The sequence below is a fragment of the Roseovarius atlanticus genome, from assembly GCF_019802205.1.
Classification (GTDB): Bacteria; Pseudomonadota; Alphaproteobacteria; order Rhodobacterales; family Rhodobacteraceae; genus Roseovarius; species Roseovarius atlanticus_A.
This window is the reverse complement of the sequence record NZ_JAHVHQ010000003.1, coordinates 1,124,426-1,143,633: the sequence shown is the minus strand read 5'-3', so window position 1 is coordinate 1,143,633 and position 19,208 is coordinate 1,124,426. Positions and strand designations below refer to the sequence as shown.

The 19,208-nt window shown below is 63.2% G+C and carries 19 protein-coding genes and 1 tRNA gene; 8 read left to right on the top strand and 12 right to left on the bottom strand.

Annotation, left to right across the window (positions count from 1 at the left end; genetic code table 11):
- Positions 1 to 675: an acetyltransferase gene (locus tag KUV49_RS11510; protein WP_222450069.1), complete on the bottom strand. Its 675-nt coding sequence runs from the start codon at positions 673 to 675 to the stop codon at positions 1 to 3.
- A gap of 115 nt (positions 676 to 790) precedes the next feature.
- Here KUV49_RS11510 and KUV49_RS11505 point away from each other — a divergent pair, with 115 nt between their 5' ends.
- A complete protein-coding gene (locus tag KUV49_RS11505) occupies positions 791 to 1,201 on the top strand; it encodes a sugar 3,4-ketoisomerase (protein WP_152492272.1) in 411 nt (136 codons plus the stop codon).
- Positions 1,198 to 2,292, top strand: a complete 1,095-nt coding sequence (locus tag KUV49_RS11500) for a DegT/DnrJ/EryC1/StrS family aminotransferase (RefSeq protein ID WP_222450068.1) — start codon at positions 1,198 to 1,200, stop codon at positions 2,290 to 2,292. The genes KUV49_RS11505 and KUV49_RS11500 overlap by 4 nt, the downstream gene beginning before the upstream one ends.
- A 10-nt stretch (positions 2,293 to 2,302) precedes the next feature.
- On the opposite strand, the gene KUV49_RS11495 is transcribed toward KUV49_RS11500, so the two are convergent.
- Together KUV49_RS11495 and KUV49_RS11490 are read right to left on the bottom strand one after the other, a co-directional pair.
- The gene (locus KUV49_RS11495; RefSeq protein WP_222450067.1) at positions 2,303 to 3,142 is read right to left on the bottom strand and encodes a glycosyltransferase family 2 protein; all 840 of its coding nucleotides are present in this window, start codon (positions 3,140 to 3,142) and stop codon (positions 2,303 to 2,305) included.
- A 13-nt stretch (positions 3,143 to 3,155) separates the two neighbouring features.
- Positions 3,156 to 3,878 carry a glycosyltransferase family 25 protein gene (locus KUV49_RS11490; RefSeq protein ID WP_222450066.1) on the bottom strand — a complete coding sequence of 241 codons (723 nt, stop codon included), beginning with the start codon at positions 3,876 to 3,878 and terminating at the stop codon, positions 3,156 to 3,158.
- 359 nt (positions 3,879 to 4,237) lie between these two features.
- On the opposite strand from KUV49_RS11490, the gene KUV49_RS11485 reads away from it, so the two are divergent.
- Together KUV49_RS11485 and KUV49_RS11480 are read left to right on the top strand one after the other, a co-directional pair.
- The gene (locus KUV49_RS11485; protein ID WP_222450065.1) at positions 4,238 to 4,618 is read left to right on the top strand and encodes a hypothetical protein; all 381 of its coding nucleotides are present in this window, start codon (positions 4,238 to 4,240) and stop codon (positions 4,616 to 4,618) included.
- Positions 4,619 to 4,937: 319 nt separating this feature from the next.
- Positions 4,938 to 6,932: a DEAD/DEAH box helicase gene (locus KUV49_RS11480; RefSeq protein ID WP_261391170.1), complete on the top strand. Its 1,995-nt coding sequence runs from the start codon at positions 4,938 to 4,940 to the stop codon at positions 6,930 to 6,932.
- Between the two features lie 51 nt (positions 6,933 to 6,983).
- On the opposite strand, the gene KUV49_RS11475 is transcribed toward KUV49_RS11480, so the two are convergent.
- The 6 genes from KUV49_RS11475 to comD are packed head-to-tail and all read right to left on the bottom strand — an operon-like array spanning position 6,984 to position 12,253.
- A complete protein-coding gene (locus KUV49_RS11475) occupies positions 6,984 to 8,147 on the bottom strand; it encodes a mandelate racemase/muconate lactonizing enzyme family protein (protein ID WP_222450063.1) in 1,164 nt (387 codons plus the stop codon).
- Positions 8,148 to 8,203: 56 nt separating this feature from the next.
- The gene (locus KUV49_RS11470) at positions 8,204 to 8,659 is read right to left on the bottom strand and encodes a tripartite tricarboxylate transporter TctB family protein (RefSeq protein WP_222450062.1); all 456 of its coding nucleotides are present in this window, start codon (positions 8,657 to 8,659) and stop codon (positions 8,204 to 8,206) included.
- The gene (locus KUV49_RS11465) at positions 8,659 to 10,161 is read right to left on the bottom strand and encodes a tripartite tricarboxylate transporter permease (RefSeq protein ID WP_222450061.1); all 1,503 of its coding nucleotides are present in this window, start codon (positions 10,159 to 10,161) and stop codon (positions 8,659 to 8,661) included. The genes KUV49_RS11470 and KUV49_RS11465 overlap by 1 nt, the downstream gene beginning before the upstream one ends.
- Before the next feature lie 26 nt (positions 10,162 to 10,187).
- Positions 10,188 to 11,144 carry a tripartite tricarboxylate transporter substrate binding protein gene (locus KUV49_RS11460; RefSeq protein ID WP_261391169.1) on the bottom strand — a complete coding sequence of 319 codons (957 nt, stop codon included), beginning with the start codon at positions 11,142 to 11,144 and terminating at the stop codon, positions 10,188 to 10,190.
- A gap of 46 nt (positions 11,145 to 11,190) precedes the next feature.
- Positions 11,191 to 11,754 carry a sulfopyruvate decarboxylase subunit beta gene (comE, locus tag KUV49_RS11455; protein WP_222450060.1) on the bottom strand — a complete coding sequence of 188 codons (564 nt, stop codon included), beginning with the start codon at positions 11,752 to 11,754 and terminating at the stop codon, positions 11,191 to 11,193.
- A 1-nt stretch (position 11,755) separates the two neighbouring features.
- Complete coding sequence (gene comD, locus KUV49_RS11450) at positions 11,756 to 12,253, bottom strand: sulfopyruvate decarboxylase subunit alpha (protein WP_222450059.1); 498 nt, start codon at positions 12,251 to 12,253, stop codon at positions 11,756 to 11,758.
- A gap of 142 nt (positions 12,254 to 12,395) precedes the next feature.
- Here comD and KUV49_RS11445 point away from each other — a divergent pair, with 142 nt between their 5' ends.
- Together KUV49_RS11445 and KUV49_RS11440 are read left to right on the top strand one after the other, a co-directional pair.
- A complete protein-coding gene (locus KUV49_RS11445; RefSeq protein ID WP_222450058.1) occupies positions 12,396 to 13,301 on the top strand; it encodes a LysR family transcriptional regulator in 906 nt (301 codons plus the stop codon).
- A gap of 91 nt (positions 13,302 to 13,392) precedes the next feature.
- A complete protein-coding gene (locus KUV49_RS11440; protein ID WP_315899503.1) occupies positions 13,393 to 14,820 on the top strand; it encodes an FAD-binding oxidoreductase in 1,428 nt (475 codons plus the stop codon).
- A gap of 418 nt (positions 14,821 to 15,238) precedes the next feature.
- On the opposite strand, the gene KUV49_RS11435 is transcribed toward KUV49_RS11440, so the two are convergent.
- Together KUV49_RS11435 and KUV49_RS11430 are read right to left on the bottom strand one after the other, a co-directional pair.
- Positions 15,239 to 16,903, bottom strand: a complete 1,665-nt coding sequence (locus tag KUV49_RS11435; protein ID WP_222450057.1) for an endonuclease NucS domain-containing protein — start codon at positions 16,901 to 16,903, stop codon at positions 15,239 to 15,241.
- A 472-nt stretch (positions 16,904 to 17,375) separates the two neighbouring features.
- Positions 17,376 to 17,461 (bottom strand) — tRNA-Leu (locus KUV49_RS11430).
- Positions 17,462 to 17,590: 129 nt separating this feature from the next.
- Between KUV49_RS11430 and KUV49_RS11425 the strand changes: the two genes are divergently transcribed.
- Complete coding sequence (locus KUV49_RS11425) at positions 17,591 to 18,205, top strand: exopolysaccharide biosynthesis protein (protein WP_222450056.1); 615 nt, start codon at positions 17,591 to 17,593, stop codon at positions 18,203 to 18,205.
- A 74-nt stretch (positions 18,206 to 18,279) separates the two neighbouring features.
- Positions 18,280 to 18,756 (top strand): disulfide bond formation protein B, encoded by a 477-nt coding sequence (locus tag KUV49_RS11420; protein WP_222450055.1) that lies wholly within the window; start codon positions 18,280 to 18,282, stop codon positions 18,754 to 18,756.
- On the opposite strand, the gene KUV49_RS11415 is transcribed toward KUV49_RS11420, so the two are convergent.
- On the bottom strand, positions 18,753 to 19,181 hold the full coding sequence (locus tag KUV49_RS11415) for an Lrp/AsnC family transcriptional regulator (protein WP_222450974.1): 429 nt from the start codon (positions 19,179 to 19,181) through the stop codon (positions 18,753 to 18,755). The genes KUV49_RS11420 and KUV49_RS11415 overlap by 4 nt on opposite strands.
- Between the last annotated feature and the right edge of the window lie 27 nt (positions 19,182 to 19,208).

The window sequence follows — 19,208 nt, the reverse complement described above, 5'->3', positions numbered from 1 at the left end:
TCAGGGCTTGATCCGGTAGTAGCGGTAGGAGGACACCTTGGCGGCCTCGGCCGGATTGCCGTTCAGGATCAGGCCCGGTGTGTCAAAGCTCTTGGTGACGGCGGCGGCCATGCCGACAAGGCAATCCTCGGCCAGGTGGACGTTGTCGGCCAGCGCCGCGTTCACGCCCAGAAAGCTGCGCGCGCCAATGTCGCAATAGCCCGAAACCACGACATGCGAGGACAGGAAGCAGTTTTGACGGATGCGGGACTGGTGCCCGATATGGTTGCCCGACCACAGCACGCAGCCGTCCTCGATCGTCACGCCATGCTGCACCACGTTGTTCTCGAAGATAAAGACGTTCTCGCCCAGTTCGGCGGTGCGCCAGACCATCGCGCGCGGGCTGATGAAATTGGCAAGGAGGTATCCGTGCGCCTTGGTCGCCTCGATCAGGCGGGCGCGGATCCGGTTGAGCTTGGTCGAGGTCACCGCCACATGGGCGTCGGTCCTGGCCGGATCGAAATGCGACGGGGCGTCTTCGAGCGGGACCACGGGAAGGTCGAACTTGACGGTTTCGTCAAGGTACTCGCGTTCCACCGCGAACCCGACAACCGTGTAGTCGCTGTCGACGGTGAAATACTCATAGGCGATATCCGCGAACTCGCCGGCTCCCACGATCAGGATATCTTTTGACATTCCAAACCTTTCTGTGCCCGGTGGGCCGGGCCGTCTCTCTTCGGTGCCCGGCTATTTCAAATCGTCGTTGCGCGGTTTATAAACATGGACCAATGCAGAAGCGAGTCGTAATCCCTTGCCGCTAAGTGACTGTCGCCTAATAGATTTACCCAAGGTTTCGGACGCGCGAGGCAACCTGACCTTCGTCGAGGGGCACAATCACATCCCGTTCGATATCAAGCGGGTCTACTATCTTTACGACGTGCCCGGCGGCGCCGACCGGGGCGAGCATGCGCACAAGGACCTGCACCAGTTCGTGATCTCGATGTCGGGCAGTTTCGATCTGCTTCTGGATGACGGGTTCGAACAGAAACGGTTCCAGCTGAACCGTCCCTATTACGGAATCTACGTCTGCCCGATGATGTGGCGCTACTTGGACAATTTCTCGTCCGGCTCGGTCTGCATGGTTCTGGCGTCGGGCCCCTATGACGAAGACGATTACATCCGCGACCGCGACGAATTTCTCAGAGCGGTGGGGGCGGCGTGAACGTCCCCTTCCTCGATCTGGCGGCGGCCCGCGCGGGCATCCAGGCGGAGCTCGACCGCGAATTGCTGCGGGTCGCGCAGTCCGGCAGCTATGTCATGGGCCCCGAGCTGGAGCGTTTCGAAGACGCCTTCGCGGCCTATGTCGGTGCCGGCGCCTGCATCGGGACGGCCAACGGTCTGGATGCGCTGCACCTTGGGCTTCGCGCGCTGGGCATCGGGCCGGGCGACGAGGTGATCGTGCCGTCGAACACCTATATCGCGACCTGGCTTGCCGTCAGTCAATGCGGCGCGGTGCCGGTGCCGGTGGACCCCGTCGAGGACACGCACAACATCGACCCCGACGCCGTTGCCGCTGCGGTCACCGGGCGCACCAGGGCCATCCTGCCGGTGCATCTCTACGGTCAGCCGGCCGACATGGACGCGCTGAACGCGGTGGCCGAAACCCACGGGCTGAAGGTGCTGGAGGACGCGGCCCAGGCGCATGGCGCGCGCTACAAGTCGCGCCGTGTGGGCAGCGACGGCACCGCGGCGTGGAGCTTTTATCCCACCAAGAACCTGGGCGCGCTGGGCGATGCCGGGGCGCTGACCACATCGGACGACGACGTGGCGCAGAGCGTCAGGTTGCTGCGGAATTACGGCTCGGAACGGAAATACGAAAACGACATCCGTGGCTTCAACAGTCGTCTCGATCCCCTTCAGGCCGCCGTGCTGGCGGTCAAGCTGCGGGTTCTGGACGACTGGACAGAGCGTCGCCGCGCCATCGCGCGCGACTATTCCGATGCCTTTTCCCGCGCCGGGCTGCACGTGCCCTACGTGCCCAACTGGGCCGAGCCGGTCTGGCACCTTTACGTGCTGCGCCATCCCGACAGGGATCGGTTTCAGGCGCGCCTTTCCGAGACCGGCATCGGGACCGTGATCCACTATCCCATCCCGCCCCACCTGCAAAAGGCCTATGCCGACTTGGGCCATCCCCGGGGCGCATTCCCCGTGGCAGAGCGGCTGGCGAGAGAGGTCATCAGCCTGCCCATGTGCCCCGGCCAGACCGACGCGCAGACCGAGTATGTCATCCGGCAGGTCGTGGACCTCGCCTGAGACGGCCGGCTTAGCCGCCGGTTTGGCGCAGCGCCGCGATCATCCCGGCAAAGCGCGCGGAGTATTTCCGCCTGCGCCGCGCCGAGACGATGGTTGCCGGTGACAGGGTGCGCAGCGCCGTCTTCAGCACCGCCGCGGCGCAATTGGCGCGCAGCCCGTGTTTGCGCGCGGTGTAGATCTGGGAATACCCCCAGTGCCAGTTCTTGATGCGCTCGCTTGTCACCGACCCGCCCGAGGAGGCGCCCCCGGCGTGGTGCACCGCGGCGTCAGCCACATAGACCAGCCGGCCCTGGGATCGGGACAGGCGCAGGCTAAGGTCGTCATCCTCGAAGAACAGGAAGATCGCGGGGTCGAACCCGCCGATCGCCTCGAACGCGGCCCGGCGCACGAAAAGCGCGGCGCCGGAGAGGACCGGGACGACCGTGTCCCCGGTCAGTTCCCGCTTGGGCAGCCATTCGGCGCGATCCACAAGGTCGCTGCGGCGTTTGACGACCGCCCTGCCCTCTCCGTCCAGGATCCGGGGGTTGAACCCAGCCGCATCGGGATGCCGCTCCGCCGCATCGACGAGCTGTTGCAGCGTGTCGGAACACAGCGCCGTGTCGGGGTTGAGAAACAGAAGGAATTCGGTGTCGGCGCCGTCGGCGCCCCGGTTGCAGGCGCTGCCAAAGCCCAGGTTCCGCGCATTCTCGACAAGCCGTGTCGGCCCGCGCCGCGCCGCCACGACGCGGTGCACCTCCGCGCGGTCCTCCGACGCGTTGTCCACGATGACCACGGGCGTCGCGGGCGGCACGGAGGCCAGCATGTCGGGCAGGACCTCGGTGCTGTTATAGGCGACCGTGACAATCGTCACGCGCGCTTCGGCATCATTTCGAGGCATGCGAGTGCTGTCTTGCCAGGGCACGGATCCTGTGCCGGTAAAGCGGCCGCAGGATCTCACGGCGCAGTTTTTGCAACAGGCCCTCCTTGCGGCCGATCATGCTGCCGCCAAGCTCGGCAGAAATCTCGCGCACGCCGGAGGGCCATACCGTCGCCACGCGGACGTTGTGCACCCATTGCATCTGCAGGAAATTGTCCACCGGCCTGTCAAACCGTTCGGACGCGGCGAGCAGCGCGCGGGCCGCATCGCGCGTGACCAGTTGAGCGACCATGCCAAGCGCGATCCGGTCGTGGACGTGCAGCCCGATCTCGTCCGACGTGGCGATTTCCTCTGTCCGCTCCTCGCGCAGCTTTATGGGGAAACGGATGAAATCCCCGGGCTGGATGTTGGCCAGGGCGAGGTCCAGAGCCCTGGGAAAAACATCCTCCTGAAGGTGCAGGTCGTCTTCGAGGACAAGCGCGGCCTCCAGATCGTCATCGAGGATCTTCTGCCAGCACGCGCGGTGGCTGTGAAAGGCGGCGATCTCTGAGGGGCGCATCGTGAAGGGATAGGTCGGCCGCATCAGTTTGCGGCGATAGGCGTCGGCGTGGGCCTCGCTCATCTGCTGCCCGTCGACGGCGCTGACGACGTGGCACGCAAGCGGGACAGCCTGCATCATGGCTTCGACCTGCGGCAAACGCGCCTCGGCGCGCGCAAGGTGGATGATCATGCACTCGGCTTCCACTGCCCCGGCCTTTCCGCGTAGATGCAAGCAACAGTCCAGACCTACAAGTTCGGGACCCGAGATGCCAGCGCGGGCCGTCCTTCGGCCCGCAAAAAGCGACGGCACCTGGCGGCTGTTGCCGGCGGCGCGCCGAGGCTCGAAACACACCTTGGACGACTCGTCGCGAACTTTCACCAGAATGAGGCGGTCGGATCGTTCGAGACACCGCACGAGCCGCATCGCGCATTTTGGGTTTTCGGTCTGTGGCCGGAACATGTTCACGCCATGGCGCGTTCAGATGCTGGAGGTTTACGTTTTGAGTGCATGGTGCATGGGGCGGTTAGACCTGAAAGCGGGAGTTTTACATGACCCTTAACAGTACGTTCTTGAAAACCAGCTCGGTCCTCGGCCTTGTCGTTGCTCTTTCACAGCCTGCCTACGCGATGCAGTGCGCGGAGTTCAACGAGATGGATGAGGCCGGTCAGATGGAAGCACTCGAAACCATGGGTGGCCGCGAGAATATCCGCGACGAAGCGGTCGGTGCCGATGAAGGCGCAGACACGGATTCGTCGAGCGCCACCGCGGAACTTGGCGACCCTGACGATGACAATGGCGGCCGCGCCGCTGCCCGCGCCGCCGCAACCGGCTCGGACGAGGAATTGATGGTCGTGCTGAGGGAAGAATGCGCAAACAACCCCGAAATGGACATGGCCGGCATGTTCCGCGACGAAGACGAGTCGAAATAAGCGACCCGCGTCATATTGGCGGCCCCTGGATTGGGGCGGCCAAAACCTCGGCCTTTCTACAGGCCGTAACCGAAAACTACACATCAATCAGTGAAACCATCGGCATACAAGGCCGGTCGCCGGTGACAAATTCGTGCGTGGGTCGGCGCGTGTGCCAAACCGCGTTACGTACGTCTATCGGTGCGTCACTGAACAAAGTTATTCAGAAAAGCTGATTAGTGCCTGTACAAAGGCGGCCCAAGCGAATAATGCCCGGCACTTGCCGACGGCCTGAATGCCGCTCGGCCCACACCTCTTTCCCAAGAAAAGCATAGAACTCTTGAAACACACCCTTGCGAATGCGCTGGCCCGTAAGGGCTATGACGTCCTGACCCCTGTCCAGCAGGCCGTGACCCAACCGGAGCTGGAGGGCCGCGACCTGCTGGTGTCGGCACAGACCGGATCCGGCAAAACGATCGGATTCGGGCTGGCGATTGCCTCCACCCTGCTGGACGACGCGGACACATTCGGTCAGGCCGAGGCCCCGCTGGCGCTGATCGTGGCGCCCACCCGCGAGCTTGCCATGCAGGTCAAGCGAGAGCTTGCCTGGCTTTATGCCGATGCGGGCGCGGTGCTGGCCTCCTGCGTGGGCGGCATGGACATGCGGGACGAGCGGCGGGCGCTGGCGCGCGGCGCGCATATCGTCGTGGCCACGCCGGGGCGGCTGCGGGATCACATCATGCGCGGGTCGATCGACCTCTCGGCGGTGCGGGCCGCGGTGCTGGACGAGGCGGACGAGATGCTGGACCTCGGCTTTCGCGAGGACCTGGAGTTCATACTGGAACAGACGCCGGAGGCGCGTCAGACGCTCATGTTCTCGGCCACTGTGCCCAGTGCCATCGCCAGGCTGGCGCAAAGCTACCAGCGGGAGGCCGAGCGGATCTCGACCGTTGGCGCGCGGGCGCAGCATTCGGATATCGCCTACCGCGCGATGACCGTGGCGGCGCATGACAACGAGAACGCGGTGATCAACGTCCTGCGCTATTACGAGGCCCCCAACGCCATCGTCTTTTGCAACACGCGGGCCATGGTCGCGCGGATGACGACGCGGCTGTCGAACCGGGGGTTCCCGGTCGTGGCCTTGTCGGGGGAGTTGACCCAGAGCGAACGGTCGAACGCGCTGCAGGCCATGCGCGACGGGCGCGCGCGGGTCTGCGTGGCCACGGACGTCGCCGCCCGGGGCATCGACCTGCCCAAGCTGGACCTTGTGGTCCATGCCGAACTGCCCAGCAGCCATGAGACACTTCTGCACCGCTCGGGCCGCACCGGCCGCGCGGGGCGCAAGGGGGTCAGTGCGCTAATCGTCGTGCCCTCGGCCCGCAAGAAGGCGGAGCGCATCCTGAAATTCGCCAAGCTGACCGCCGAATGGACCGCCGCGCCCTCGGCGGCGGAGGTGGATGCGCAGGATCAGGCGCGCATGCTGGAGGCCGACGACTGGCAGGCCGAGATCACCGAGGGCGAGCGCGGGTCGGTCGATCAACTGCTGGAACGCTTCACGCCCGAGCAGATCGCCGCCGCCTACCTGCGCCAGTACAAGCTGCGTCATTCCGCCCCCGAGGACCTGAGCCCGGTCGGCACCGGCAAACCCGACAAGCCAAAACCGCGCGCCGCGTTCGGCCCCAGCGTCTGGTTCTCGCTGTCCGAAGGGCGCAACCAGGCGGCCTCGCCCCGGCACCTGCTGCCGATGATCTGCAAGGCGGGCGGGTTGAGCAAGGACGATATCGGCGCGATCCGCGTCGCCGATGACCTGTCCTATGTCGAGATCCGCGAGGCCAGCGTGCCCGATTTCCTGGAGGCGATCGGCCCGGGCATGACGATCGAGGGACACAAACAGCTTCGTCGCCTCGACGCGGCACCGGATCTGCCGCCCTTCCGGCCCGGCAAGCCGGAGCGCCGGTCCAAGGGCAAACCGGGGCCGCTCAAGGGGGACACACGGCCCGTCGATTGGAACGACACGCCCGAACCCCGCCGCCGCAAACCCAAGCCCGAGGACCGCAAGGACACGAAACCCCCGGCGCAAAGGCGCGAGACGAAGACCTCCGATCCGGCGGTGCATGGCCCCTTGGGTAAACCCCGACACGGGGCGCGGGGCGCCAGGGACACGCCGGACGACGCAGGCAAGGCCAGGAAGGCCAACGCCGGTGGCAAACCTGCCTCCAAGCACGCGGGCAAGGGTCCGCCGCCGCCCAAGGGCAAGCCCAGCAGCAAGAAGAACCGCGCGCGGGCGGCGCTAAAAAGAGCGTCGGCGGAAAAACCGGGACCGAAGCGGCGCTAGCATCCATACTCCTGCAGGCAAGCACGTCTTCGCCTGCACCGCCAACATTGTTCACTCTGCCAGCGCGCGCATCACGTCGATCAGGTCGGATTTGCCCTCGAAGCCGATACCGGGCAGCTCGGGCATGACGATGTGTCCCTCCTCGACCTGCACGCCGTCCGGGAAGCCACCGTAGGGCTGGAAGAGATCGGGATAGCTTTCGTTGCCGCCCAGACCGAGCCCCGCCGCGATGTTCAGAGACATCTGGTGGCCGCCATGCGGGATGCAGCGCGACGGGGACCAGCCGAGTTCATCGAGGACATCGAGCGTGCGCAGGTATTCGACAAGCCCGTATGACAGCGCACAGTCGAATTGCAGCCAGTCCCGGTCGGGGCGCATTCCGCCATGGCGGATCAGGTTGCGCGCGTCCTGATGCGAGAACAGGTTTTCGCCCGTTGCCATGGGACCGGGATAGAATTCGGCCATCGCGGCCTGAAGCTGATAGTCCAGTGGATCGCCGATTTCCTCGAACCAGAAGAGCGGGTATTGCCGCAGCATCTTGGCATAGGCGATTGCGGTTTCGAGATCGAAGCGTCCGTTGGCATCCACCGCCAGCTGCGCCTCGGAGCCGATTTCGGTCAGGACCGCCTCGATCCGGCGCTGGTCTTCGTCGATGGACGCGCCCCCGATCTTCATCTTCACCACGGTGTAGCCACGGTCGACGTAGCTGCGCATCTCATTGCAAAGCGCGGTGTCGTCCTTGCCCGGATAGTAGTAGCCCCCGGCGGCGTAGACGAAGACGCGGGGGTTCGCCTCGCGCCCCTTGGCGCCTGCCAGCAGGCGGAACAGGGGCTGTTCCTCGATCTTGGCGATGGCGTCCCAGACGGCCATGTCGATGGTGCCGACGGCGACCGAGCGTTCGCCGTGGCCGCCGGTCTTTTCGTTCTGCATCATGGCCGCCCAGATCCTGTGCGCGTCCAGGTTGCTGCCGTCGTCGTTCAGGAGCGATGCGGGGTCGGCATCGAGGATGCGGTCGCGGAAGCGTTCGCGGATGAGACCGCCCTGCCCGTAACGGCCATTGGAATTGAACCCGTAGCCGACCACGCGGCGGCCGTCCCGGACCACGTCCGTCACGACGGCCACCAGGCTTGCCGTCATCTTGCTGAAGTCGATATAGGCGTTGCGGATGGGCGACGAGATCGGCTTGGTCACTTCCCGGATATCGACGATTTTCATGGGCGTCTTCCTTGTGCGGGCGTGGCGTCGCGCCGATTTCTGTCAGGTACCCGATGTCACGGCAGCGGAACGTGCAGCACGTAGCGGAACAGAGCGAAGAACGCGATCATCACCGCCGCGCCGCTGCCGGCATAGAGCACCGCCGTCATCGGCGTCCACCTGTCATGCATCGCCGCAATGAGCCCGCCCGCGAAGGCGATGGCGCCGCTGGCCAGAAAGCCGATATGCGGGATGGCAAGGCATCCGGCGAACATGGCCACGATCAGCAGGACCCGGCGCCACCAGGTGCCGGTGCCGAAGCCGCCGCTGTCGCCGGGATGCAAAAAGCGCGTGATCAGCGACAGCCCGGCCGTCAGGATCATCAAGATCGCGACGGTGCGGGGAAACACCTGGCTGTCGCGGTCGGAATAGCCGGTGGTGTCGTAAAGCGCGATGATCCCCATGAGCACGAAGAGCGCGGAAATCACCAGCGATCCGATGTGGCCGTCCGGGTGGCGTCGATGGTCTGGCATCAGGTCTGCTCCCGTTCTTTCCTGCGGCGCCGGCGTGCGGTGTAGAGCGGCAGGATGAGGGTGATCAGCGTGAACGCGATGATCCCCTGCGAAATGGGCCGCCCGAAGAACATGCCGAAGAGGTTGCCCGTGGCCGAGCCGATGGTCCAGCCCTGCACGAAGCCCTGTTCGGCGATGGGGCCGAGGATCAGGCCCAGCACGATGGGCGAGGCCGCGAAACCGAAGCGCCCCACGACCCAGCCGAAGACGCCGAGGCCCAGCATCAGGATCACGTCGGTCACGCTGTTGCGGATCGAGAAGGTGCCGATGATCGTCATGAACCCCACCGTCGGTACGAGCACGGCCTTGGGGATGTTTACGATAGACTTGTAGGCGTAGCGCCCGATCAGCAGGCCCGCGGGCAGCATCAGGACCGTGGCGATCAACAGGCCATAGATGAAGGTAAAGACGATCGAGCCGCTTTGGCTGAACATCGTCGGCCCGGTGCGCACGCCCTGCACCAGGAGCGCCCCCAGGACGATGGCGTCGGGCGGCGTGCCGGGAATGCCCAGCACCAGCGTCGGGATGAAGCCGCCGCCCACGGTGGCGTTGTTGGCCGATTCCGTTGCAAGGATGCCGTCGGGCTCGCCCTCGCCGAATTTCTGGTGGGGCTTGCCGGTGCGCTTGGCCTCGGAATAGGCGACGAGGCCCGCGACCGAGCCGCCCGCGCCGGGCAGGATGCCGATCAGCGTGCCGATGACCGACGACCGGATCAGGTTGATCTTGGAGCGCGCGGCGATGCGGAAGGCCTCGCCGATGCGGACCGAGCGCACGTCCTCTTCCACCTTGAGGTGGCGGTCGGGCGTCGCCACGAGGTCGATCAGCACCGGGATACAGTACAGGCCGATCAGCGCGCCGATGACGCCGAATCCGCCGACCAGCATCTGGCTGCCGAAGGTCAGACGTATATCGGCCGAAACCTCTGCCACGCCGACCGTCGACAGCAGCATCCCGAAGGCACCCCCCGCCAGCCCCTTCATCAGGTTGCCGGTGGACAGCGACGCGATCAGCGACAGGCCAAAGATCGACAGCCAGAAATATTCTATCGGCCCGAAGGCCAGCGCCACCTTCGACAGGGGCGGCGCCAGCAGCAGAAGCGAAAACGCCCCCACCAGCCCGCCGACGACCGAGGCGAAACAGGCGAGTGCAACCGCAAGGTCGCCATCGCCGCGTTTCGCCATCGGGTAGCCGTCAAACGTGGTGGCGATGGCCGAGGGCGTGCCGGGCGTATTGAGCAGGATCGCCGCATAGGCCCCGCCATAGATCGCGCCGGTATAGATCGCGCCCAGGAGGATCAGCGCCGAGGCGGGATCCATGCTGAACGTGATCGGCACCAGCACGGCCAGCGCCATCGTTGCGGTAAGGCCCGGGATCGAGCCGACAATCGTGCCCGCCACGACACCGAACAACGCCAGAACGAGGTTGAACGGTGTCAGGGCGGACAGGAAGTGACCGAATTCCATGTGTCGGGCCTTTGCGCCGGGTCAGCTTATTCGATCAGGCCCGCTTCGCGCGCGTCGCTGAGATATTCCTCGCTGCGCGCGGCCATGAAATCGTCCATGCCGTCCGCCTCGACATCCAGCATCGCAAAGCCGTTATCCAGCATCTGCTGACGGAACTCGGGGTCGTTGTTGATCTCGGCGATCATGTCGGACCACATCTGCGTAACCTCGTCGCTGGCCGAATTCGGCAGGGCGATACCGCGATAGGCGCCGCCCACCATGTCATAGCCCAGTTCCTTGAAGGTCGGCACGTCCGGGAAAAGCGGGTGGCGTTCCTCCATCGCGACGGCCAGCATCCGCACCTCTTCGCCTTGGGTCGCGGCGACGGTGGAATAGCCCCACTCGGCCTTGACCTGGTTGCCCAGAAGCGCGGTCACGGCGGCCCCGGTGCCTTTGAACGGCACATAGGTGGTCTGGATTTCGGCCATCTTGTCGAACTTGATATGCGCCAGGTGGTTGGCCGTGGCCTTGCCCGAGCCCGACATGGTGACCTGCGCCGGGTTCGCCTTGGCGTCCTCGATCAGGTCCTCCAGCGTCTGGTAGGGGCTGTCGGCCCGCACGATGATCGCGTCGGGCGTGAAGTGGAACATGTGGAAGACGTTCAGGTCTTCGGTCGCGAACCCCACGTCCTTTTGCGCCGGCTTGATGATGATATGGGGCAGGTTCACACCCATGATCGTCTGGCCATCGTCGCTGAGACCGTTGAGCGTGGCCCAAGCCACCGCGCCGCCGCCGCCGGGCTGGTACGAGATCACCATGTCCTGGCCGAACTTGTCCTTGAAGAACGGCTGTTGGAAGCGCGCGGAAATGTCGGATTCTCCGCCGGGTCCGAACGGGATGATATAGTTGACCGGCCCGTTGAGTTCGGCCGCGGTGCCGCCGGTGGCCAGCGATGCGGTCACGGCCAGGGCCGCGCCCATCTTCAGAAATGTTCTTTTCAGCATGTGTTCCTCCCAGAGCTGTTTTATGTCGGCGTTTTCGCCGCCTTGATTACGCGTTGGCCTCCTTCAACGCGGTCATGAAACGGTCGCGGATCACGACCGGATCGGTCTTGATGACCGAAACGGGGATGTTCCCGCTTTCGCATTTGCACACGATCACGGTCATCCTGTCACTGTCCAGCGCGTCTTTCATGACGGCTGCGCAGTCTTCGGCCTGGCACTCGATGACGTTTTCGCACCCGCAGGCCTCGGCCACCTTTGCCAGCGACGTTTTCATGCCGGCATAGGTCGGCTGGTCGCCGGTGGAGCCGTAGCTGCCATTGTCGATGATCAGCAGGATGAAATTGTCGGCCACGTTGTTGGCGATGGTGGGCAGCGTGCCGAAATTGGTCAGCACCGAGCCGTCGCCGTCGATCGAGATCACCTTTTTCGACTGCGCCAGCGCCACGCCCAGCCCGATGGACGAGGCCAGGCCCATGGTGCCCAGCATGTAGAAATTGGTCGGCTGGTCATCCAGCATGTGCAATTCCTGGCTGGGCAGGCCGATGTTGCAGACGACGAAATGGTCCGAGATCAGCGGGACCAGCGTGCGCAGGACGTCAGATCGGATCATGTCAGTACCCTTTCCAGAAGGTGGCATCCGTCAGGATCGCGACCGGCTTGTTGCACATGAAGGTGTATTCCAGGATCCGGTCCAGTTCTTCGGCGTCGGATTCATGATGGAAGTGATAGGTCGGGATGTGAAGCTGATTCAGCAGCGCCTTGGTGTGCACGGCCATTTCCACCTGACAGGCCACCGGCTCGCCCAGTTCTCCGCGATAGGAGATCAGCATGGGCAGCGGCATTCGGTAGAACTGCGTCAGCGTCACCAGCGTGTTGACCGTCACGCCAAGCGCGGTGTTCTGCATGATGATCGCGGGCCGCTTGCCGCCCATGAAGGCGCCGGCGCAGATGCCGATCCCTTCGTCCTCCTTGTTCGCGGGGATGTGGTGGATATCCTCGCATTGGTCGATTTCGGCAATGACCCCGGCAAGCTGTTTGCACGGGACCGTCGTGACCAGTTTGACGTCGTTCTTGACCAGATCCGCGACGATCTTTGCGTCGATGCTCACGCGCAGGCCTCCCCCTCGATACGTTCATGTTTCATGATCTTGCGCGATAAGAGAAGCTTTAACAAACCAACAATCTTTTCCCATTTGTAAATGTCTGCTTTAGTAAATCGTGCCTTTGATCCCGTTGTGAAAGCGCCCTGCCATGTCGATCACGCTGTTCAAGACCCTTATCGCCGTCGCCGAGGAAGGCAGTTTCAACGCCGCCGCGGACCGCGTCTGCGTCACCCATGCGGCGGTCGGCCAGCAGATGAAGCGCCTGGAGGAGACGCTGGGCGTGGCGCTCTTCGACCGCTCGCAGAAATCCCCGCGCCTCAATCAGCTGGGGCGCGCCATGGTGCCCAAGGCCAAGGAGGTCGTCGCCGCCTACGAGACGATTCTCGACGACCTGACCGGCGATCCGCGCCTGATCGGGGATATCGTTCTGGGGGCGGTGCCGTCGACGCTGCGCGGGCTTGTGCCCAAGGCGATGAAGGGGCTGATCGGGCAGTATCCGGACCTGCGCATCCGGCTGGTGCCGGGGTTGAGCCCGACCTTGCAGGAGATGGTCGAGACCGGCACCGTCGACGCCGCGCTGGTCAGCGAGCCGAACCGGACGCCGGCCACGATGACCTGGACGCCCTTCGCGGTGGAAAAGCTGGTGCTGCTGACCTCGGTGGAGGTGACCGAAACCGACCCAGAGCGCATCCTGTCGGCCAGGCCCTTCATTCGGCACAGCGCGTTGTCGGCCATCGGGGTGATGGCCGAGGACTGGCTGGCGCGAAGCAGGCTGAAGGTGCGCGACATGATGGAGATGAGCTCGCTCGACACGATCGCGAGCATGGTGGCGCATGACCTGGGCGTGTCGATCGGGCCGGATTTCTGCGTGCCCGACCCGATCTTCGGCAGCCTGCGCAAGCTGTCGCTGGGGCCCACGGCCCCGTCGCGGACGCTGGGCGTCCTCAGTCGGGCGGATTGTTCGAAATACCGGCTGGTCGAGCGCTTCCTGGACGAGCTGATCCGGACGGTCGAGGCCCATGGCGGGCACACGGTTTCTAAAGAGATGGCTTAGATATTCGTAAATTATCTTGCCTTGCTAAAGATCGTGTTTGCCACAGAATGAGCCCGAACGTGGATCGGACGACAGGAGCATCGGGCAGTTGGTGGCATTCAAGACCGTGGAAGACAGAACTTTGAATGATATCAGGACGATTGTCGGGGAGACCGGCTGCAAGTCGGGCCCGGATGCCGCGCGCTATTACGAAGACCCGCGCGGCAGCTTTACGGGCAAGGATTGTGTCGTTGTCCTGCCCGAGACCACCCAACAGGTGTCGCAGATCGTGCGGCTGTGCAACGAAGCCGGCATCGCGATCATCCCCTATGGCGGGGGCACCGGCGTGGTCGCGGGGCAGCTTTCGCTGGACAGCGACGCGGCCATCATCCTGTCGCTGGAGCGGATGAACCGGGTGCGCAGCGTGTCGCCGGACGATTTCGTGATGGTGGCCGAGGCCGGCTGCGTGCTGGAAAACATCCACGCCGAGGCCGAGCGGCACGACCTGATGTTCCCGCTCAGCATGGCCTCGAAGGGCAGTTGCACCATCGGCGGAAACCTGGCCACGAACGCGGGCGGCATCCAGGTGCTGCGCCACGGCAATGCCCGCGACCTCTGCGTGGGGATCGAGGCGGTGATGCCGTCGGGCGACGTTCTGGAAGAGTTGAGCCCCCTGCGCAAGAACAACACCGGCTATGACCTGCGGCACCTGCTGATCGGCAGCGAAGGCACCCTTGGCATCATCACCGCCGCCAGCCTGACGCTGAAGCCGCTCGACCCCGAGGCCGTGACGGCCTTTTGCGCCATCACCTCGCCGGCGGATGCCTTGCGGGTGCTGCGGACGCTGCGCACGGCCATCGGCAACCGCATGAACGGGATGGAATTGATGAGCGGCTTCGGCGTGGGCCTCGTGTGCGAACATTTCCCGACGCTGAGAAACCCCTTCGCCGACGACCACCCCTGGTACCTGCTGATCGATGCCGCCGGGAACCCGGGCGTGCGGGACGAGACCGAGGCGGCGCTGGCGGACTGCATCGAGAAGGGTTTCGTCCTCGACGTGGTGATGGCCGAATCCGAGGCGCAGCGCAGCGCGCTCTGGTCGCTGCGCGAGCATACGCCCGACGCCAACCGCAAGACCGGCGCGTTCTGCAGCAGCGACACCGCGGTGCCGATCGGCCAGATCGACGCGTTCGTGTCGGGAACGCATGCGGCGATTGCCGGCGTTCACGAGGGCTTGCGGACGAACAGCTACGGTCACATCGGCGACGGGAACATTCACCACAACGTGTTTCCGCCGAAAGGCATTTCGAAGGCCGATTTCCTGCAGGCCCACCCCGGCATCGCCAACCGCGTGCGGGGCGCGATCAACGAGGCGACGCTGGCGCTGGGCGGCTCGATCAGCGCCGAGCACGGGATCGGACGCCTGAAACGGAAAGACCTGCAGAAACATGCAAGTCCCAGCAAGATGGCCCTTCTGCGCCAGATCAAGCAGGCCATCGACCCCAACAACATCATGAACCCCGGCGCCCTGATAGAATAGAGCGCCGCGGCGATCCGGCTGAGGACGAAAGATCCATGGGCGAGGCGGATCGGTCTAGGTGTTTCCCGCGCCACACTAAGAACCTTTCATCGGCGTCGCTCCACCTTCAGCCAGGGCGGCACCGCGCCCCTGCCCGCCTGCAAGTGTTCGCCGGCGCCGCAGATGCCGAGATCCAGGCGGTGACAGGCCAGAGCGCCGAGATGGTGGCGTACTACCGAAAGCGGGCGAAGAAGCGCACATTATCGAAGGCTGCGCACTAGCGACGGAGATAGCTTCGAGGCCAGTTCCCGGCCCATTGCGGCGGTTCGTCGGGTTGACTATCGCAGCGGTGCTGCCTCCCCAAAGCAGCCTTCTGTACCTGCGTGCAGCAAAGTTCGGGAGTCCGAGGCAGCGCCGAGAAGCGGCGTGAAACTGAGGTCTATTCCAGCCCGTCGAGGACAACCATCTGTCCGTCCCAGTGCTCAGAGTAAAACTCCATTATCTCATGGATGAGGTTCGGATTTCCATTGAGCAATTTTCGGACACCGCTAATCGGGTCAGTCGGCTCAGTAGGCTCCCAGCCTTCGTCTGACAGTATGTAATAACTTCTTTTCCGTCCAGAAATGTGCGCTTTAAACGTTTTGTATCGAAGCCCAATGGTTTGCATTACTTTAGGGTCACGGGTGTCATATCCGCCCCATAATAGTGGATGGAGGATCTCCGATTTCGAGGAGTCATAGTGCTTCCTAAGAACAGATTTAAGGCTCGAACTGGACCCGTCCCACATCAAGCACCCAAAAATGAAAATAACCTCGCCTTCGACTTTTCGCGTAATTGCATAGTTCGGGAGGTATTGCAAAGGGTCCTCCACCCTTAACGCAAGGTAGAAAGTGAGTAGAGCAGTAGAGGGGTGAAACAAGTGAACGTTCACTTCGGTCGCATCATCGGCCTCAACGATTTCCCGAAGCACCTCCGAAATCTGCCTCCTCCACGCGGGATTGTTCGACAAGCAGCTTTCAACTCCTCGCGTGACTTCAGCTACTTGGGATTTAATGGAGGGATTGAATTTTTTCTTGAACACCTGACTCGAAGAGCCCTCTTCTCCGGACAGTTCTTTTAGTATTTGATCGTCTGGTAGAATTTCATGATTGCGATCGAATGCCCCGTATCTATGGAACTGGGCGACTTTCCATCCGTCATCGGTGAGGATTCTTGATGAGAGCTTGGCCGGGTATGCGATCTCAAAGAATTCTGATGAAGGGCGAGGACGCAAATCGAGAAGAGCTTCATGTAGAATACATAGGCGCTCCTCTTCGTCGGACATATTCTCTATGTATTCGAAGGTTTCAGAGGTGTCTTGGGGGCTCTGCTGCAAGAGATGAGTATATTCTTGCTCACTTAGCTGTTGCATGCCGAAGTACAGGGCTCTCTTGTATGTCGGGAGCTGGTTTTGCGCTAGATTGCCGTCGGCCATCATGGAAATCATGCTGCGCATGGTTCCTTGCTTGGGGGAGGCTATTCCTTCTTCGTGCCCTTCGGAAGGACTGAGTTCCAATATCACGAAACTCTCGATACCTTTAGACTGGCACGCAACTTCGTACTCGGCGATTGCATTTCTACAGTCAATTTCGTCCATGTAGTATCTTAGCTCGTGCCATGGAGCAATTAATCGATCGCCGCGAAGATCGAGAGGCGTAATAATTTTACTGCCTGTAACTTCCCCACTCGATGACAGCTCCAAGTTGAAGCCTTCTACGTGGCATGTCGTCCTGTTTACGAGTGAGGAAAATGGAACAAGGAGCTCGACCCAAGTGGGCGAAGCAACGAATACCCGTATTTCATCCTCTCTCAAGCGTAAGTGTTGTTTTACCCCTTCGATATATTTGAGAACTTCATGAGGGGCTTCTCGTGCGGCTTGGTTCGTTTTCTTGACCTCGATAAGTACGACCCTTCCGTTTCTATCGTAGGCAACTAGATCAATGAAACCCCGCGTCCCATAATGGTTTGGGATGAACTTTTCTTTTTTTACTAATTTCAAACCGGATTCAAGGATTTCAATATTCGTCGCCAGACTATCTCTGATCGTTGCTTCGTTGAAATTCACGCCTAACCGCCACTTCTGATCCAGTGCCAAATGCTCGCCTATCGGCCTGAGCCTGACAAGTCGCGGACATTAAAGAACATTATCCGTTAGTTCAATCAACGGATTTTGCCGCGATCAACTGTCCTTCTTAGGGCTGCAGCCGAGCTGAAGGTATTCGGGGGCCAGGCCACGCATCTACCAAAGCCCAGCATGTGCGGTTTCGGCACGGAATTGGACCGAGCGCGTCGTGAGGGAGGCATCGCAGGAATGTTCAAGCAACGCCCTCTTCATCGCGTGATCGTCGAGGTTGAACGCTTGGGAGTTAGCGGAGAGTAGCCCTTAGTCTGAGCGTATCACATCTTTGATGTGCTCAAGTTTCTCGAGCTTTCTGGAAACTGTAGCTCCCCCGCTAGGAACGAAAACGAAACGTGACGCTGTGAACGCACAGTGTGAACGCGGAAATCCCGACCAAACCAGAAATTGCCTAAGTCATTGGTACCCAAGGCCGGACTCGAACCGGCACGGTATCACTACCGGGGGATTTTGAATCCCCTGCGTCTACCATTCCGCCACTTGGGCACGGACCCAACGTCTACCCAACTCGTCGCCCGAGGACAATAGCAGAACTGACGCTGGCGTCGGGCCATGCGATTTGCTACCGCAGGGCCGACGACCCCTTCGCCCCTCTCTGTCCAAGGACCCCAGAGCATGACCGAGACCGCCCCGGAAGATCTTGCGATCTCGGACCGGCTGGACCAGTTGACCGCCCGCGCCGAGGGCGCCGAGGTCTCGCTGGCCTGGATCCTGGAGCAGTTGCACGAACGCGCCTTCGGGCTCTTCCTGCTGATCCTCGCCCTGCCCTGCTGCATCCCGTTCCTCTATGGCGTGCCGCAGATCGTGGCCCTGCCGCTGATGTTCGTCTCGGTCCAGATCATGTTCGGGCGGCGGGTGCCCTGGCTGCCGGGAAAGCTGGCCGCGCGCCGCGTCGCCACGGCCAGCCTGCGCCGGCTGGCCGAGCGCGCCGGCCCGTGGCTGCGCCGGATCGAGGCGGTGAGCAAGCCGCGCCTCGGGGTTCTGACCCGCAGGCCGATGGATCATTTCGTCGGCGCCGCGCTGGTGCTGTTCAGCGCGTCGATCCTGGTACCCCTGCCCGCCACCAACACCGTTCCGGGCTTTGCCGTGGTGGTGGTGGCGATGGGCCTGTTGCAGCGCGACGGTATCCTGGTGCTGATCGGCGCCGTGCTGGGCACCGCGTGGATCGCCACGCTGCTCTTCGCCGGGGCGACGCTGGTCAGCCTGATCAGGGGATGGATCGGGCTGTGACACGGAAATTTGATCCCTTGCGCCGCCGCGCACAGCCGGTCTAATTCCCCCGTTTCCAATCATTCGAGGCAAACGTGACCCGTAATTCCCTTGTCATCCTCGCCGCCGCCGGCTCCCTGGCCCTGCTTCTGGGGGCTTTGGCCTTTCAGCACCTGGGCGGGCTTGCGCCGTGCAAGATGTGCATCTGGCAGCGCTGGCCCCATGGCGCGGCGGTCGTTTTCGGGGCGCTGGTGCTGCTGGTGCCTCTGGGTGTCGGGGCGGTGCGGCTCTTGCTGGGCGCGGGATTGCTGGCCGCGCTGACCACGGCCGCGATCGGCTTCTATCACACGGGCGTCGAACGCGGCTGGTGGGAAGGCCCCTCGTCCTGCAGCTCCGGCAGCACCACGGGCATGAGCACCGACGAGTTGATGGACCAGATCATGTCCGCGCCGCTGGTGCGCTGCGACGAGGTGGCCTGGCAAATGCTGGGCCTGTCGATGGCCAGCTGGAACATGCTGGCCTCGCTTCTCTTGGCGGTGTTCTGGGGGGTGGCGCTGCGCCGGGCCGCTTAACCCGCCTGTTTCTTGGTACTGAGCAGCAGGCTCGTCTCGGACGTCGCGACGCCCTCGAAGCGCCTTATCTCGGCCAGTACGACATCGAGGTCCTCCAGCGTTTCGGCCCCGATCTCGACGATCAGGTCCCAGCGGCCGTTGGTGCTGTGCAAGGCCCGCACCGCCGACAGCCCGCGCAGACGCCGCTCGATCCGCTCGGTGCCGCGCCCCTCGATGCCCAGCATCATCAGGCCGCGCACCGGATCGCGGATCGTGTCCTCTTTCAGCACTACGGTGAAGCCCACGATCTTGCCCGAGGCCTTCAGCCGGTCGATCCGCGAGCGCACCGTGGTGCGCGACACGCCAAGCGTCATCGCCAGTTCCGACAGCGACGCGCGGGCGTCATGCCGGAGGGCCGACAGCAGTTTCTGATCCACCGCATCCATTTTGCAGATCATAGCCTCCGTTTTGCC

Coding starts and splice junctions, on each gene's coding strand:
- KUV49_RS11465 (WP_222450061.1), bottom strand. CDS start 10,161: ATGGAATTCGGTCACTTCCTGTCCGCCCTGACACCGTTCAACCTCGTT.
- comE (WP_222450060.1), bottom strand. CDS start 11,754: ATGATCCGATCTGACGTCCTGCGCACGCTGGTCCCGCTGATCTCGGAC.
- KUV49_RS11445 (WP_222450058.1), top strand. CDS start 12,396: ATGTCGATCACGCTGTTCAAGACCCTTATCGCCGTCGCCGAGGAAGGC.
- KUV49_RS11510 (WP_222450069.1), bottom strand. CDS start 675: ATGTCAAAAGATATCCTGATCGTGGGAGCCGGCGAGTTCGCGGATATC.
- KUV49_RS11460 (WP_261391169.1), bottom strand. CDS start 11,144: ATGCTGAAAAGAACATTTCTGAAGATGGGCGCGGCCCTGGCCGTGACC.
- KUV49_RS11425 (WP_222450056.1), top strand. CDS start 17,591: ATGACCGAGACCGCCCCGGAAGATCTTGCGATCTCGGACCGGCTGGAC.
- KUV49_RS11485 (WP_222450065.1), top strand. CDS start 4,238: ATGACCCTTAACAGTACGTTCTTGAAAACCAGCTCGGTCCTCGGCCTT.
- KUV49_RS11415 (WP_222450974.1), bottom strand. CDS start 19,181: ATGGATGCGGTGGATCAGAAACTGCTGTCGGCCCTCCGGCATGACGCC.
- KUV49_RS11490 (WP_222450066.1), bottom strand. CDS start 3,878: ATGATCATCCACCTTGCGCGCGCCGAGGCGCGTTTGCCGCAGGTCGAA.
- KUV49_RS11475 (WP_222450063.1), bottom strand. CDS start 8,147: ATGAAAATCGTCGATATCCGGGAAGTGACCAAGCCGATCTCGTCGCCC.
- KUV49_RS11470 (WP_222450062.1), bottom strand. CDS start 8,659: ATGCCAGACCATCGACGCCACCCGGACGGCCACATCGGATCGCTGGTG.